The sequence below is a fragment of the Vibrio sp. 1874 genome (genome assembly GCF_033344395.1).
Classification (GTDB): Bacteria; Pseudomonadota; Gammaproteobacteria; order Enterobacterales; family Vibrionaceae; genus Vibrio; species Vibrio alginolyticus.
Genome location: NZ_JAWPOR010000001.1, coordinates 549,209 through 565,384 on the forward strand (window position 1 = coordinate 549,209; position 16,176 = coordinate 565,384).

Below are 16,176 nucleotides of genomic sequence, written 5' to 3' on the forward strand. Positions count from 1 at the left end.
CGATGTCGTCTGTTGCCAACATGCGTTCTCGTTGGAGCGCTTGTATGCCTGAATGGTTTACGCGTTTTTTGTCGCGCTTCCTGTCACTCGGGGTAGTGGTTGTGCTGGTGGGTTTGATGCCGGATATTGCCGGTATCGACCCAAGCCAATCAATCCTCCGTGCTCGTGCGGGTGCTCAACAATTGCTGACGGCAGAAGCTCTGCAAGCAATTCGAGAAGATCTTCAACTTGACCGCAGCGCTGCTGAGCGATTGTGGGATTGGCTGACGCTTGCCATGCAAGGAGACTTAGGTGTCTCTTGGGTGAGCGGCGCATCCGTGATGGAGAGCGTTCAACAAACCGCAAAAACGTCGCTATTACTGATGCTTACAGCGTTAGTTATGGCATTTGTAATGTGTATGGCGAGCGTCCTTTACACTGTGCGTCGTTGGCAACAGAATCGTTTAGACAAACATCATGACACGCTCAGTTCGGTGTTGGTCTCACTGCCTGAATACGTGATTGCTTCGTTGCTGATCATGGTGTTTTCCATTTGGTTGGGCTGGTTCCCGCCTTATGGTTGGCAAGGCGTGCAAAACCTCTGGCTACCAAGTTTGGCAATGGCATTGCCTGCTGCTGGCTTGTTTGGGCGCTTGCTCAATGACAGCCTCAAGCGTGTACTAGATGAGCCTTGGGTGATCAGTTGGCTATCGGCGAACGTCAGTAAGTTTCAAATATTACGCTTTGCCTTGTGGCGTGCTGTTAGTAACTTGATTCCTCAAATCGCAATGACGGTGATCGGTTTAACCGGCGGCGCGGTTGCTGTGGAGCAAGTGTTTTCCATTCCGGGTATCGGACGACTAATCTTAGGCGCGGCGAAGTCACAAGATCTGCCGATGCTGCAAGGTGGCTTGTTGGTGTTGCTGGTGTTCTCGATGTTGATCAGCAGTGCGAGCATCTTATTGCAACGCTGGTTACTCGGGCACAGTGTCACAAGTGGCAAGCTGATCAGCAGTCACAGTACGTTCCGTTTTACCCAAAACACCACCAAACGCATCGTCAGTGCGACAATCTTTGCGTTGCTGATTGGTTGTGCGGGATGGGCGTTAATGCGCGATCCTTACACCATCCAATTTACCCGCCTTGAATCGCCAAGCTTGGCTGCCCCGTTTGGTGCCGATGCGGTCGGGCGAGATCTGCTTGCTCGCGTTGGTGGCGGTATGATGTCGACAATCAAAATGGGCATCATCGCGACGTTCCTAAGTTTGGTGATTGGTTTGCTGCTCGGCTTCGTGACTCGTTATAGCCAAGGCTTAATTGAGATCACCAAAGGTGTGCCATACATCGTGGCGGGTCTACTGATTGCTGGTCTAACGGGGATGAACCCAAACAGTGCCTTGATTGCGATTGTTATGGTGTCATGGGCACCATTAGCGGCGCACTGTGCGAGCTTGTTGATGGAAGCCAAAGCGCAGCCATATACGCATCTTGCGCCCATTTGGGGAACCAGTCAGTGGCGAGTACTCCGTTACTACTTGTTGCCTTATGTGCTGCCGCCATTGATTCGTCATGCGTTTCTGCGTTTGCCTTACATTACGCTTAGCCTGACGTCTCTGAGTTTTATCGGACTTGGCGTTAAGCCGCCCGAACCTGAGTGGGGCTTATTGATTGCTGAAAACTTGCCTTACATAGAGCGCTCACCATTGGGTGTCTTGCTGCCAATCTTAGGCTTAGTTTTGATGGCAATTGCGGTGAATTTGATTTTTGATGACAAGTGACGAGCAGCGATAAAGCGAAGTGAGCTTCCATATCCCAGATGTAATCAGTAATTTGGTAATTTAGAAAACAAAAGGATGTGTTTTCTGCCAGAAAGTACACAGCACGGTCTATGTATATTGGAAGCACCTATAAATTAACGAGTATAAAAGTTACGCGAACTCAGATATTTAGGTAGTGTTACTCTTTATACACACGTAATCCTTTATCCGTTAATTCTTGAGTGACCACTTCGGATAGGTTTCGATCGGTAATAATTCCGTCCAATTGCTCGATGTCTAATGCATGAAAGCTCGCTATCTGACCGTATTTAGTTGAGTCTGAGATCAGATAATTGGTTTGTGCCGCCTTGATGATTGCTTTTTTAACGAGAACTTTATTTTCATTAGGTGTTGATAAGCCTTTCAAGCTCCAAGATGAAGTCGAAATAAAGGCGATATCAATATTTAGCCCATTCAAGAACTCTGCGACTTTTCCTCCAATGGTGGATTGGTTCTCGCGGTCAATTTTTCCCCCAGTGTGGTAAAGCTCACATTCACTGTGCGTCATAAGGAAAGCAGCAATAGAGAAGTCATTGGTGATCACTAAAAGATCATTACGATTTGCTATTTGATGGGCGATTTCTAGAGAGGTTGTTCCCGCATCCAAGTAAATCGTAGCGTCTTGACCAATTAACGTAGCCGCCAGCTTACCAATTTGAATTTTTTCATCCGCTTGTTGCTCGACCTTCGCATCATGGGAAAGTTCGGAATGTAGAGCTTGAGCGAGTTGCACTCCACCAGAAACAGAAACGACTTTACCTGAGGATTCAAGCTTCACGATATCACGACGAATGGTCATATGTGATACGCCAAGGTGGTCGGTTAAATCTGAAATGCTTAACACTTCTTGATGTGATAACAGGGATAATATGGTTCTTTGACGTTCTGCTGGGATCATAGTTTCACTTCTATATTCTTGTTTTTCAGTATCCTACCAATCTTTTCATTTGTTGTGAATATCTGTGAATTATGTTCTCAACGTTGTAAGAACAGCCTTCGCTTGTGTTAACTGCTCGGAATATCTCTGCCCATAAAGAGGTATATATCACGACATTGTTAATTTGTGTGAAAAAATGTGATTCAAAGCGAGGTCTTAGTATTAATCTTCACATATAATCACATCAACCAAACAAGAATTAACAAAGTTTAATAGACCAGAAGGCATTGTTTTTATGAGTGAAGTTCAATCTGTAGGTGTTATCGGTTTAGGCTCTATGGGAATGGGCGCCGCAAAGTCATGTGTGCGTGCAGGCCTAGATGTCTATGGTTTCGATTTAAATTCTCAAGCGCTTGAAGAGTTAGGTTCATTCGGTGCAAAAGCTGTTTCTACAAATGCAGTTGAGTTTGCAGATAAGCTTGATTCGGTTCTAGTTCTTGTTGTGAACGCAGCTCAAGTTAACACGGTCTTGTTCAAAACCGGTCTTGCTACAGCGCTTAAGCCGAATACGCCAGTAATGGTTTCAGCAACCATCTCAGCAGAAGACGCAAAACAAATTGAAGCGAAATTGGCAGAACACAATCTTGTGATGCTTGATGCACCGGTATCTGGTGGTGCTGCAAAAGCAGAATTAGGTGAGATGACTATTATGGCGTCGGGAGCGCAAAGCACATTTGATGCACTTGAACCAGTACTCAACGCAACGGCAGCTAAAGTCTACAACATCGGTGAAGCGATTGGCCTAGGCGCAACTGTGAAGATTATCCACCAATTGCTAGCAGGTGTTCATATCGCAGCTGGTGCTGAAGCAATGGCATTAGCGGCACGTGCAAACATTCCTCTTGACCTGATGTACGACGTGGTGACGAATGCAGCGGGTAACTCTTGGATGTTTGAGAACCGCATGAAGCATGTAGTTGATGGTGATTACTCCCCTAAATCTATGGTCGACATCTTTGTGAAAGATTTAAACCTCGTATCGGACACAGCAAAAGATCTCAAATTTCCACTTCCTCTATCAAGCACAGCACTAAACATGTTTTTGAGTGCAAGCAATGCTGGTTTTGGCCAGGAGGACGACAGTGCCGTTATCAAGATTTTTGATGGTATTGAGCTTCCAGGTGTAGAAAACAAACAGAAATAAGCGCACGTAAAACGGAGAAAAAATGATGTTATTAGGCGTTATCGCAGACGACTTTACTGGCGCAACAGACATCGCAGGTTTTCTTGTAGAAAACGGCATGCGCACAGTTCAGCTTAACGGTATTCCAAAAGAAGAGATTGATGTAAACGCAGATGCGGTCGTGATCAGTCTTAAATCTCGCTCTTGTCCTGTAGATGAGGCAATCGAGGATTCAGTAGCGGCGCTTAAGTGGCTGCAAGCAAATGGCTGTCAGCAGTTTTACTTCAAGTACTGCTCAACGTTTGACAGCACAGCAGAAGGTAACATTGGTCCTGTAACGGATGCACTGCTTGCAGAGCTAGGTGAAGCGTTCACCATTGTATGCCCATCATTACCAGTGAATGGTCGCACAGTTTACAACGGCCATCTATTTGTATTCCAAGACTTGCTAAGCGACTCAGGTATGCGTAATCACCCTGTGACACCAATGACTGATTCAAGCCTAGTTCGTATGATGGATGCTCAATCTCAAGGCAAATCTGGCCTGGTGAACTTCCAAATAATTGAACAAGGTGCAAAAGCGGTAATTGGGCGCTTTGAAGAGCTAAAAGTACAAGGCAACCGCTATGCAGTGGTTGATGCATTCAATGCAGAGCATCTTGTCACACTTGGTCAAGCGGCGAAGTCTCTAAAACTGGTAACTGGTGGTTCTGGTTTGGCTGCGGGTATTGCTAAGAACTGGATAGAGAACCTTGAAGATCAAAGTGATGCGAAGCAAGAGGGGAACCCTAAAAAGGCACCAACCGTTGTGTTATCTGGATCTTGTTCTGTCATGACCAACCAACAGGTCGCTGTTTACAAAGAAAAAGCGCCACACTTTGCTATTGATGTGAAGGCGTGTCTGACGGAAGAAGATTACTTAAATCAAGTGTTTGATTGGGTCATGACCAACATCGAAAGCGAGTTCGCACCACTGGTTTACGCAACCGCAGATGCAGCGGCGTTAAAAGCGATTCAACAAGAGTTTGGCGCGCATGCTTCAAGTCACGCGGTTGAACAATTCTTTAGCCAACTTGCAGTTAAACTTCAGCAGAACGGTGTGAAAAATTTCATCGTTGCGGGTGGGGAAACCTCAGGGGTTGTAACCCAAAGCCTAGCCGTAAAAGGTTTTCATATCGGTCCTCAAATCGCACCAGGTGTACCTTGGGTGAAGTCACTTGAAGGCGAGCTTTCTTTGGCTCTGAAATCGGGCAACTTCGGCGATGAACACTTCTTTGCCAAAGCACAGTCGTTTTTTGAATAGGTGAGGTTGTGATGAATAAAGAATTGATGACAGAACAACAACTGCGAGAGCAAATGGTCACTATGGCGCGCTCTATGTTTGAACGTGGCTATGCGACTGGCGGCGCTGGCAACCTTTCTCTAAAACTGCCTAATGGACACTTTCTGGCAACGCCAACTGGTTCTTCGTTCGGCCGCTTGATTGCTGAAGAGCTTTCGGTTGTGGATATTGATGGCAACCATATCTCTGGTGAAAAGCCATCAAAAGAAGTCGCTTTTCATCTGGCGATTTATCGAAATAACTCAAAGTGTAATGCGATTGTGCATCTGCATTCTACTTACTTGACGGCGCTTTCTTGTCTTGAAGGTCTAGATCGCGAGAATGCCATCAAAGCTTTTACACCTTACTTTGTAATGCGCATTGGCGAACTGCCAGTGATTCCGTACCTGCGCCCGGGCGACCCTCAGATTGCTGAAGAACTTGCGCAACGGGCTAGTGACTACCGAGCTTTCCTCCTGGCGAACCATGGTCCAGTGATCACGGGTACGGACTTTGAAGATGCAGTGGATAACGCAGAAGAGCTAGAAGAGACAGCGAAGCTAGCGTTCATTCTTAAAGACAGCAACATCCGCTACTTAACGGATACTGAGATTCAAGACCTAAAAGGGAGAGGTAAGTAATGGCTAAATTCGCGGCAAATCTGACAATGTTATTCACAGAAGTTCCTTTTCTAGATCGTTTCGAAAAAGCACACCAAGCGGGCTTCAAAGCGGTGGAATACCTTTTCCCATACGCATTCGAAGCGCAAGAACTAGCAAGCAAGATACAGCAGTTTGGTTTTGAGCAAGCGTTATTCAACATGCCTCCAGGTGATTGGGATGCAGGTGAACGAGGTTTTGCGGCTATTCCGGGGCGTGAGGATGAATTTAAAACGAGCGTCGAGACTGCGCTGATGTACGCCAAGGCACTGAACTGTAAAAAGGTTCACGCTATGTCTGGCATTGTTGATTCACGCTTCACTCGTGATCAGCATATTGAAACCTTTATCTCAAACATTCGTTATGCAGCGGATAAGTTTGCCGAACATGGTGTTGAGCTGATGATTGAGCCACTCAACAATCGCGATGTACCGAACTACTTCGTTGCACATCAACGTGAAGCGGTGGAACTCATCAAACAAGTGGCTCGTCCAAACGTGAAATTGCAGCTCGATCTCTATCACGCACAAATTATGGACGGTGATCTGAGTACGTTGATTCGCGATGTGGCGCCATACACAGGCCATATTCAAATTGCTTCTGTGCCTGAAAGGCACGAACCATCGGAAGGCGAACTGAATTACCCACACCTATTCAATGTTTTGGATGACTCTGGTTACCAAGGCTGGATCGGTTGTGAATACAACCCAAGGCATAGCACGCAGCTGGGCCTTAGTTGGGTTAAACCATACCTATAACAATTTTAATTTCTATCCATAAATAACTTGAAACCAATTACAAAAACAAAGGGTCGTGACTATGAATATTATCATAACTGGAGGGGCGGGTTTTCTCGGAACCCTACTTGCCAAATCACTACTAAAAGAAAACAAAGCTGAAAGTATTACTATTGTCGACATTCAAAAGTCGCGCTTAGAGGGCATTGATGACCGAGTCGTTTCTTTAGTCATGGATATGACAAAGCGAGAAAATATAGACCAAGTTATTACTGCCGAAACGACACACATTTTTCATTTAGCGGCAATTGTATCGAGCCATGCTGAGCAAGATTTTGATTTAGGCGTAGCTGTAAACCTGACGACCACACAGTTATTGCTTGAGCGTTGCCGTAAAGTAAACCCTAATATTCGTTTTACGTTTGCTTCATCTTTAGCTGTATTTGGTGGTGATCTTCCGGAAACGATTACACCAATAACAGCACTTCATCCTCAGTCATCCTACGGGACGCAAAAAGCTATAGGTGAGTTATTGGTGAACGACTATGCCCGTAAAGGCTTTGTTAAAGCTGTATCCGTACGTTTACCGACTATTTGTATTCGCCCTGGGAAACCAAACCTTGCCGCTAGCTCTTTCGTAAGCGGAATTATTCGTGAGCCTTTGAATGCTCAAGAATCAAATTGTCCTGTAGACCCTACGCTAAAACTTTGGATATCGAGCCCGTCTAGAGTGGTGGACAATATTCAATATGCAGGGCTAATGCCTTATGAGCAGTTAAATAATCTGTCCTATAGAACGCTTAATTTACCTGGTATTCAAACTACACCAGCTGAGATGATTCAAACAATGGACACTCTAATGGGTAAACAACTTTCTAATTATATTACCTATGAGCATGATGCGGGTATTGATCGTATTGTGAGTAGTTGGCCACAAAAAATTGATTGTACTAAAGAACTGGAGCTTGGATTTAAATCAGACAGTAATTTCAAGGATGTATTACAACAATTTATTTCTGTTAACAATATGGAGATTGTCTAATGTTACCAACCTCAGTAATTGGACTAATAGTAGCCGTATCAGTCCTTGTTTTTCTTGTATTACGTACAAAAGTACATGTGTTAATTGCGATGTTAATTGCGGCATGTATCGCAGGTATTATTGGTGGGTTAAGTGTTGACGACACGATTGCGACCGTTAGCAAAGGATTTGGTGGAACATTAGGCGGTATAGGGATTGTCATCGGTCTCGGCGTTATGATGGGGGCTATTTTAGAGGCTTCTGGAGCAGGAGAAAGTATTGCCTATAATTTTATAAAGTGGTTAGGAAAAAAGAAAGAAGAGGCCGCTCTTGCTGTAACTGGCTATATTGTTAGCATCCCAATCTTTGTGGATAGCGCGCTTATCATTCTTTATCCAATTGCGAAGTCTTTGTCAAAAACGTCCAATCGCTCGATTTTAACGCTTACGGTTGCTCTGGCGGGCGGCTTGGTCGTAGCGCATCACGCTATTCCGCCGACTCCAGGACCTTTGGGCGTTGCTGGTATCTTTGGTGTCGATCTTGCCAGCATGTTAGGTTTTGGTTTGATGATCGCAGCGCCTTGTGTCATGGGTATTGTTTGGTATGCAAGATGGTTAGAAAAGCAGTTTCCTGAATTCATTCCAACCGAACATTTCTCGAAGTCTAGTGAGCAACTGATTAATGATCACAAAGAGTACATTGCAAGTAAAGAAGCGAAAGACCTACCATCTTTAAGTAAATCTATCGCTCCAATTATTATCCCTATTTTACTTATACTTGCGAAATCAGTTATGGGTTTATTAGAGGGGACTTTCGGTTTCGAAGGGCTGACTGCAACAACATTTGGTCAATTTATCGCTTTTATCGGCAGCCCTACTATTGCACTATCAATAGCGACGTTACTAGCGGTTTACACATTGGGTAATAACCTTACCAAAGAAGAAGCGAATGAAAAGATGGAACAAGGAATCTCCACTTGTGGCATCATTTTGTTAGTAACAGGAGCTGGTGGCGCGTTAGGTGCCGTATTGCGTGAAACGGGTGCGGGCGCAGAGATTGCCAACCAAGTTGCAGGGCTTCCTATTTCTGCGGTTATGATTCCATTTATTATTGCGACGTTAGTTCGTATTATTCAGGGCTCTGGTACAGTCTCCATGATAACCGCTGCTTCTATATCTGCCCCAGTTTTAGTGAATATTCCTGACGTTAACCTTTTATTCGCAGCGACGGCAGCTACGATGGGATCTCTATTTGCTGGCTACTTTAATGACTCGCTATTCCATATTGTTAATCGATTAATGGGGGTGACTGAGGTTAAGAAACAACTCATTATTTGGACTATTCCAACAACAATTGCTTGGGCTATTGGTGGTTCATTAGTAATGATTCTTAACTTATTCTTCGGATCTCATGGTTCAATCTTTGATCCCGTGTTACCACTTGCTGTACTTTTGGGGTGTGTTGCATTTACAAAATCTTACAGCGCTAAGCACGTCGAATTACAAGAGGTATAAAGGTTTACTTGTACTCTTCCATAAAGTAAAAACCTATCACAACATGTATTTTTATCAGATGGTTTAGAGATTGTTAATAGTATGAACGGCCCTATGTTTGGGCCGTTTTAGTTCTTATAAATAAACTATTTAACTTGAACCGATATAGGTTCCGTTTTCAACTTAATCAATATGAAATGGAATTGTTATTTCCCGCTTAGTAAGCGATTACCTATAAAGGATCTATTCGAGTTTAACCCTAGTGACTTTACTCTAGCGAAGTAGGGTTACTTTATATAAGAGTCCAGTACTTTTAATACGACTTCCATATCTTTTTCACGTTGAGTTTTGTCTTCCTCAAGTACGACGTGTTCAAGTAAGTGACCTTTAATTACTTCTCGCATCAAACCATTTACTGCCCCCCGAATAGCGGCAATCTGCTGCAACACATCTTGGCATTCATGCTCTTCTTCCAGCATTTTTTTAAGTCCATTCACCTGACCCTGTATTTTACTGACTCGAGTGTTGAGCTTCTTTTGATCTCTGGTTGTATGCGACATGTCTTATCTTCTTTAAGTTACGGGCCGAGTTATTCTAACTGATAATGTAGCACTCAATTTATACTGGGGGGTAGTATTTAATACTAGGGGGGAGTATAGTTTGCGATAAATTAGAATCAACAACAGAGAACAACAATGGATTTTGTCGCGTTACTACAACAAGGTAATGGGTGGTTCTTTATTCCCAGTGCCATTTTGCTTGGCGCTTTGCATGGTTTAGAACCTGGGCACTCTAAAACGATGATGGCGGCGTTCATTGTCGCGGTGAAAGGAACGGTCAAACAAGCCGTGATGCTGGGTTTAGCTGCCACACTTTCTCACACTGTAATTGTATGGTTAATCGCTGTTGGCGGGATGTATATTAGCCAGAAATTCACCGCTGAAGCGGCTGAACCATGGATGCAACTTATGTCTGGGGTCATTATCGTGACAACCGGCGTATGGATGTTTTGGCGGACATGGAGCGATGAGCGAGCTTGGAACAAAGCTCAGGATCATGCTCGCGATTGGACGACGCAAGTTGTGGATACAGGACATGGGCATGTTTCGCTTTCGATTACAGAGGAAGGGGAGCATCACCGTTTCCAGTTGCGAACACTCAGCGGTAAACCTTTAACTGCTGAAGGTATCAAGGTTTCGGTATCGAGTGATGGTTATCAACCTGCTGATATCTATCACTTTATAGAGCGTGATGGATACTTGGAATCGGCGTCTTGCATTGAAGTCTCTAATGGACTTTCTGTCACTTTGATCATCGGGCACCATGATCATACCCATGACTTTGATGTACATTTCCGTTCTAGTTCTCATTTAGAAAGCGAAGATAAGGAATATCAAGATGCTCACGAACGCGCTCACGCTTTAGACATTCAAAAACGCTTTGAGAATCGAGACGTGACGAATGGGCAAATTCTGCTGTTTGGATTAACGGGCGGTTTGATTCCATGCCCTGCTGCGGTAACGGTTTTGCTTATCTGTTTGCAGCTTAAGGCAATGACTCTTGGTGCGACTTTAGTTGTGTCATTCAGTATTGGCTTAGCCTTGACTCTGGTTGCTGTTGGCGTTGTGGCAGCATTGGGCGTGCAAAAAGCGACATCTAAATGGAGCGGTTTGAATGATGTTGCACGTCGAGCTCCTTACTTATCGGGCGTCTTGATCAGTGCAGTTGGTTTATACATGGGTATGCATGGATACATATCGCTGACGAGTTAAACTCTGTGATAAAGACTCTTTTCCTTTCTTTTTGTATGGGTAATGGCTTCATGCCTTGGTTTGCCTATTTTGCTGCCGATTCTTGATTGAGAATCACTCGATCCGACATCGCTGCCATATCTACAAACCAAGTCATTCTCGCTTCACCAAGCATCTCGGATTACAACCGCTGCAATTGTGGCTCTAATATCTGAACCTGAGATACTAAATGATAAAACGGGAGCACTGACCACAGCGCTCCCGACGGCAAAACGCTAATTAGAACTCTTTTCTTTAATGTTCGATACCAATTTGGTCGCATAGTTAAATTTAACTATGCAAACGTTTCCTTTTGCGTACTCGTCCCTTCGCCAAACCTCGTAGAAATGTGACGTTTTGAAGACTTTTTTTCCTTCTGTCTAAAGTAATCGGGAACCAAGCAGATACATAGTTATAAAGTTATGTCTTGCTCTGCCAAACAGACCCAAAATGCAGTTTGGTTGGTTTTGGAGAAGAAAGGCTTAGCGCTCGATTAATGAGCATCAATTGAATTGTATTGAGACAATTATAATGAAAAGAATCATCTTATTAGCAGTCTGCGCCATGTTTGGTATTGCTGTCGTGGCGAGTATGGCATCAACGTACCTAATTTCGAGTCAGAAAATCGATGACATCATCTTAAACAAATCCCAAGTTCAAGCTGAGTTTCTAGCGGGAAATGCGAGTTATATTTTGGAGAACTCAGCCAATCCAATGCAAGATTTACAATCGCTTGTTGAGGGGCTGAAACAACGTTCAGACGTGAGTTATGCCGTTGTAATTGACCGTAACGTAACGGCAGTAGCCCACAGTGATAAGCACAAGCTGAACAAAACCTATAACGATGAATATACTGTTGAAGGCGCGACGAGAGGTGTTCAACAGTACTCAAAGTGGTATGCCGATGTCCAGAAAGTATGGGTGTTTGACATCATGGCACCAATTTATGTGGATGGTCAGTTATACGGTACTTTTGATATTGGTATTCCTATTACCGAAGTGAGCCAAGCGACGAATGGAATTATTACTTACCAGTTGATCTCTATGGTGGCGATCTTCGTTATGTGTGTTTTGATTCTGTCACTTCTGCTAAATAAACTGATGAGACCGCTTTCTGCGCTTAAAGACGCTCTACAAGACATCTCAAAAGGAGACGGAGACTTAACCGTTCGTTTGCCAGCGAAAGGTAATGACGAAGTCGCGCAAATTTCTTCTGCTTTCAACGTTTTTGTTGGGAAAGTACATGAGATTATTACACAAGTTGTAAATACTGGTGTGGAGCTTAATAGTTCAGCTGTCGCTTTGCGTGGGCAATCTCAGCAAGCGCTCACAAGAGGGCAAGAGCAGAACGAGCAAACCATGCTGGTTGTCACATCCATGAACGAAATGATTGCGACGGTCAATGAAATTGCCTCCAATGCTGCCGGAGCGGCAAATGCTGCGAGTGCAGCAAGTAATGAAGCGCAAGATGGCTACACGACGCTAGAAAGAACCAAAACGGCGATGACTAATCTTGAAAACGAGATGAACAGCACTTCCAATATTATCGTGAGTCTTGCTGAAAATACTCAGTCGATTGGTAGTATTCTAGAGGTGATTAGAGGTATTTCGGAGCAAACCAATCTATTGGCTCTCAATGCGGCTATCGAAGCGGCACGCGCTGGTGATGCCGGCCGAGGTTTTGCAGTAGTCGCTGATGAAGTTCGCAACCTAGCGACTAAAACGGCTCATTCTACCGATGAAATTGACAATATGATTCACCAGCTACAAACTGAAGCTCAAAGTGCGGTGAATTCAATGAGTAATAGTAAGACTCTTATTGAAGAAGGAACGGCAGAAACTGAGTTAGCTCGACAGGCTTTAGAAGCAATAGCTGAACAAGTGACGACTATTTCAGATATCAATACTCAAGTAGCAACCGCAACAGAACAGCAATCAACGGTAGCAAACGAAATTAATATGAACATGGATACCGTCAGCCACTCAGTGAAAAGTGCGCTAACGGCGAGTGAGCAACTAGAAGAATCAAGTCAACAACTCGCGGAGCTATCGCGAACACTCGATCATCACGTAGGAGCGTTTAGAATCTAAACGCCAACTGACCCTCTTTAATAAAAAGCCAGTAAATGTTAATTGCTGGCTTTTTTATTTGAAAAATCGAGTCTCAAATCGCTTAGCGGTGTTTGTCCTTTCTAGACGATAAAACAGAATACGATAAATTAGTTGAGTAAAGCTTAGCTAGGCGTTAAGTTTTGCGTTTTGCTTTAAATGTTCAACAAACATAGATATTTTCTTAGCTACATGTTTTCTAGACGAGTAAAAGGCGTAAAGCACTAAATCCTCAGGTTCGTACTCTAGAGTGACGATTTCTAGCTCACCATTTTTGATCTCATTTTGGCATGACTCAATTGGCAATATTGCGTATCCAAGCCCTGATAACGCGCCATATCTGGCGAGATGACCGCTGTTTACTTTGAATGAAGATTGCACAGTTTGAGTAATATGGCCCCCAACAGGGTTTTTGAATACCCATGGTGCACCATTTACTGCGGTAAGCGTCGTGATGCAGGGAACATGACTTAGATCCGTAATTTGGTAAGGGGTGGCGTATTTCTCAATTAGTTGAGGCGCGGCTAAAATGGCACTGGGCCAGCGTTTTATCTCTCTCGCCACCCAGTTACTGTCTGACAAAGTCCCTCTATGAAAACTCAAAATGACATCAAAGCTATCAATAACATCATCTTTAGGGTTTAGCGTTGTATCGCAAGACAAAGAGATTGACGGGTATTGCGTGCAAAAGGTGACAACCGCTTTGGCCAGTACAGGTGTGTCTGGCATAAGAATTCGCAGTTCCCCTGTTACCGTGTGTGAGTGGCGCGTTACCGTTTCTAGTGCGGCGTTGAGTTGCTCCAATAACGGACGAGTGCTGCTATAGAGCTCTTCTCCAGCCTCGGTAGGCGTCATTCGCCTTGTTGTTCTATTGAACAACCTAATGTTTAACTTTTCTTCAAGCAGGGCAATGTGTCGGCTGACATTTGATGTTGGTATATTCAAACACTCAGCGGCTCGCTTAAAGCTGCTGTTCTCATAAACACAGTGAAAACTTTTTAACCAGATTTGGTCAACGTTATCAAACATTTCATTATCCCATTTTATTGGATTATCAAGCCAGCATATCGCACTTTATCCCTGTACTAAGTTACATACAATTTTATTTACAAGTTTAAGCGAACAAACAACGAGATATCGCGCTAGAACGTAATCAATAGTGGTGAATTTATGAGCTGGTTAGAACGGTTATTTGAGAATAAAAATATAATAGGTTCGCGCAAAGCGTCTATCCCTGAGGGCGTTTGGACAAAGTGTCCTGAGTGTGAACAAATACTTTATAGTGCCGCGTTAAAAGAAAATTTGGAAGTATGCCCTAAATGCTCATATCACATGAGAATGGCTGCGCGTCAAAGGTTGATCTCTTTTCTGGACCATGGAACACAACAAGAGTTGGCAAGTGAGTTGGAGCCACAAGATATTTTGGGTTTTAAAGACTTAAAGCGATATAAAGAGCGAATTGCTTTAGCACAGAAAACGACTGGAGAAAAAGATGCGTTGGTGGTGATGGAGGGCAAGTTATTGGGTCTGCCTGTTGTTGCGTGTGCATTCGAATTCTCTTTCATGGCAGGCTCGATGGGCGCAGTGGTTGGCGAGAAGTTTGTCCGAGCAGTTGAAAGCGCAATTAATACAAAATCTGGGTTAGTATGTTTTTCCGCTTGCGGAGGGGCGCGCATGCAAGAGTCTTTGGTGGCACTCATGCAAATGTCAAAAACCAGCGCCGCGTTAAACCACTTATCTGAGCACAGATTACCCTATATCTCAGTATTGACGGACCAAACTTATGGTGGCGTCTCGGCGAGTTTAGCCATGTTAGGAGACATCAATATTGGTGAACCTAAAGCAAGTATTGGCTTTGCGGGAAGACGGGTCATTGAGCAAACGGTACGTGAAAAGCTACCAGACGAGTTTCAGCGAAGTGAATTTTTACTAGCGCATGGTGCGCTAGATATGATTGTCGATAGACGTGAAATGCGCGATCGCGTTGGCCGCTTACTGGCTAAGTTAACCAACGCGAGGGTGGTCTCAGAATAGGTTGTATTAAAGTTAGACTTAGTACTTGCGTTTATTGAGCCGTAATCATTACAAACCGTTCATTTTGCCCCCATCTTGGTTCCGCATTCATTAGGCTGAGATCCAACGCCGTTTGGTATGGGTCAACAGCAAAATGGTCGCTTACTAACCCCCAGAGCATCCAGTTGATTGCGGTTTCATTCTCGGTAAGCTCTTCGAGTGGCGCTTGGAGGAAAAAGTACTCATCTTCGCCATCGTAACCGAGCCGATCATAGATAATGTAGCGTAGCTCTCGATCCAAATCATGTTGGAGGTTGATTGAGTCGTACAGTTGCTCTTCTGTTGGGCCATTCTCATGGTGATAAACATTGCGTTTTGACTCTTTGCGTAAAGTACCTGCGCCAGTTTCAATGCTTACTTTCTTTTGTGAGTGTTGCTCAAGAACTTGAATGATTTCATCCTCTAGTTGATCGAGTTTACTCAGCAAAACTTGATTGTTTATGTCACCAGCGGGGGAGGCCATCGTTTGGAAGGCTTTCACTCTCTCGTAGACTGCTTTCCCGTGAGGAAGGGCTGCAAAACACTGTTCTTGGAGCGCTTCATTGGCTTGCCAAATGCCCGAGTAGAGCTCGTAATCATGTGTATATGGTGGAAGCTCTTCAGTATCTTCCCCTAATAATTCTCGCCAGTGCTTTTGCCACTGTTCTTCTTTTGCGTGTTTTACACGCGCGTATTGCTTAACCCAGCGGTTACGAAGTTTTACCCCAAAAATGGCAAGTCCCCATGGAGCGAGCAAATAAAAATAATAGTGAGAAGAGTTATCCCAAAAGTAACCGTAAACGTAAACACCAAAAGCAAGCACCCAAGTTCCAATAGTACAAGCAATAACCCCGGACATTATTGATGATTGGCGCTTTGTTTCTCTTAATGTATTACCTTCAGCACATAACCAAAAAATGCCACCAAAAACAAAGGCAAACGTTGTCATGAAGTAGGCAATCCCCGCTCCCAAAAATCCCCAAAGTGACATGTATTATCCCTAGCCAAATATCTGCTTTATTCACTCATCAATGACTGGAGGAGTAAATGTGTTTGATTTGGCGGAGAATTTACCATTAATGCCAGCCTTTTGATATGCACTCGATGACTTATTGGGAATGAGTCACAAATAAAAATA

At 44.0% G+C, this 16,176-nt stretch carries 14 protein-coding genes; 10 read left to right on the forward strand and 4 right to left on the reverse strand.

The features are described 5' to 3' along the window. The first annotated feature begins 2 nt into the window (after positions 1 to 2). On the forward strand, positions 3 to 1,757 hold the full coding sequence (locus tag R8N46_RS02490; protein WP_412034983.1) for an ABC transporter permease subunit: 1,755 nt from the start codon (positions 3 to 5) through the stop codon (positions 1,755 to 1,757). 178 nt (positions 1,758 to 1,935) lie between these two features. On the opposite strand, the gene R8N46_RS02495 is transcribed toward R8N46_RS02490, so the two are convergent. Next, the gene (locus R8N46_RS02495; protein WP_005375354.1) at positions 1,936 to 2,694 is read right to left on the reverse strand and encodes a DeoR/GlpR family DNA-binding transcription regulator; all 759 of its coding nucleotides are present in this window, start codon (positions 2,692 to 2,694) and stop codon (positions 1,936 to 1,938) included. A 274-nt stretch (positions 2,695 to 2,968) separates the two neighbouring features. On the opposite strand from R8N46_RS02495, the gene ltnD reads away from it, so the two are divergent. The 6 genes from ltnD to R8N46_RS02525 all read left to right on the forward strand — a co-directional run bounded on the left by ltnD (position 2,969) and on the right by R8N46_RS02525 (position 9,108). Continuing rightward, the gene (ltnD, locus tag R8N46_RS02500) at positions 2,969 to 3,877 is read left to right on the forward strand and encodes an L-threonate dehydrogenase (protein WP_005375356.1); all 909 of its coding nucleotides are present in this window, start codon (positions 2,969 to 2,971) and stop codon (positions 3,875 to 3,877) included. Positions 3,878 to 3,902: 25 nt separating this feature from the next. Then, on the forward strand, positions 3,903 to 5,159 hold the full coding sequence (otnK, locus tag R8N46_RS02505; protein WP_213972195.1) for a 3-oxo-tetronate kinase: 1,257 nt from the start codon (positions 3,903 to 3,905) through the stop codon (positions 5,157 to 5,159). An 11-nt stretch (positions 5,160 to 5,170) separates the two neighbouring features. Next, entirely contained in the window at positions 5,171 to 5,818 is a 648-nt protein-coding gene (locus tag R8N46_RS02510; protein WP_005385078.1) for an aldolase, read from the forward strand. Beyond that, on the forward strand, positions 5,818 to 6,594 hold the full coding sequence (gene otnI, locus R8N46_RS02515) for a 2-oxo-tetronate isomerase (protein WP_005375365.1): 777 nt from the start codon (positions 5,818 to 5,820) through the stop codon (positions 6,592 to 6,594). Before R8N46_RS02510 ends, otnI begins: the two co-directional genes overlap by 1 nt. A gap of 61 nt (positions 6,595 to 6,655) precedes the next feature. Next, entirely contained in the window at positions 6,656 to 7,615 is a 960-nt protein-coding gene (gene denD, locus R8N46_RS02520; RefSeq protein WP_005375367.1) for a D-erythronate dehydrogenase, read from the forward strand. After that, entirely contained in the window at positions 7,615 to 9,108 is a 1,494-nt protein-coding gene (locus tag R8N46_RS02525) for a GntP family permease (protein ID WP_005375369.1), read from the forward strand. Before denD ends, R8N46_RS02525 begins: the two co-directional genes overlap by 1 nt. Before the next feature lie 266 nt (positions 9,109 to 9,374). On the opposite strand, the gene rcnR is transcribed toward R8N46_RS02525, so the two are convergent. After that, complete coding sequence (gene rcnR, locus R8N46_RS02530; protein WP_005375370.1) at positions 9,375 to 9,647, reverse strand: Ni(II)/Co(II)-binding transcriptional repressor RcnR; 273 nt, start codon at positions 9,645 to 9,647, stop codon at positions 9,375 to 9,377. 135 nt (positions 9,648 to 9,782) lie between these two features. Here rcnR and R8N46_RS02535 point away from each other — a divergent pair, with 135 nt between their 5' ends. Both R8N46_RS02535 and R8N46_RS02540 read left to right on the forward strand, forming a co-directional pair. After that, positions 9,783 to 10,859 carry a nickel/cobalt efflux protein RcnA gene (locus tag R8N46_RS02535; protein ID WP_213972125.1) on the forward strand — a complete coding sequence of 359 codons (1,077 nt, stop codon included), beginning with the start codon at positions 9,783 to 9,785 and terminating at the stop codon, positions 10,857 to 10,859. A 549-nt stretch (positions 10,860 to 11,408) separates the two neighbouring features. Next, positions 11,409 to 12,968, forward strand: coding sequence for a methyl-accepting chemotaxis protein (locus R8N46_RS02540; protein ID WP_213972126.1), 1,560 nt, complete (start codon positions 11,409 to 11,411; stop codon positions 12,966 to 12,968). A 147-nt stretch (positions 12,969 to 13,115) separates the two neighbouring features. On the opposite strand, the gene R8N46_RS02545 is transcribed toward R8N46_RS02540, so the two are convergent. Further along, positions 13,116 to 14,015 carry a LysR family transcriptional regulator gene (locus R8N46_RS02545; RefSeq protein WP_318098162.1) on the reverse strand — a complete coding sequence of 300 codons (900 nt, stop codon included), beginning with the start codon at positions 14,013 to 14,015 and terminating at the stop codon, positions 13,116 to 13,118. A gap of 141 nt (positions 14,016 to 14,156) precedes the next feature. Here R8N46_RS02545 and accD point away from each other — a divergent pair, with 141 nt between their 5' ends. Then, a complete protein-coding gene (accD, locus tag R8N46_RS02550; RefSeq protein ID WP_064354563.1) occupies positions 14,157 to 15,020 on the forward strand; it encodes an acetyl-CoA carboxylase, carboxyltransferase subunit beta in 864 nt (287 codons plus the stop codon). A gap of 31 nt (positions 15,021 to 15,051) precedes the next feature. On the opposite strand, the gene R8N46_RS02555 is transcribed toward accD, so the two are convergent. Continuing rightward, the gene (locus R8N46_RS02555; RefSeq protein WP_213972128.1) at positions 15,052 to 16,029 is read right to left on the reverse strand and encodes a hypothetical protein; all 978 of its coding nucleotides are present in this window, start codon (positions 16,027 to 16,029) and stop codon (positions 15,052 to 15,054) included. Positions 16,030 to 16,176 lie beyond the last annotated feature (147 nt).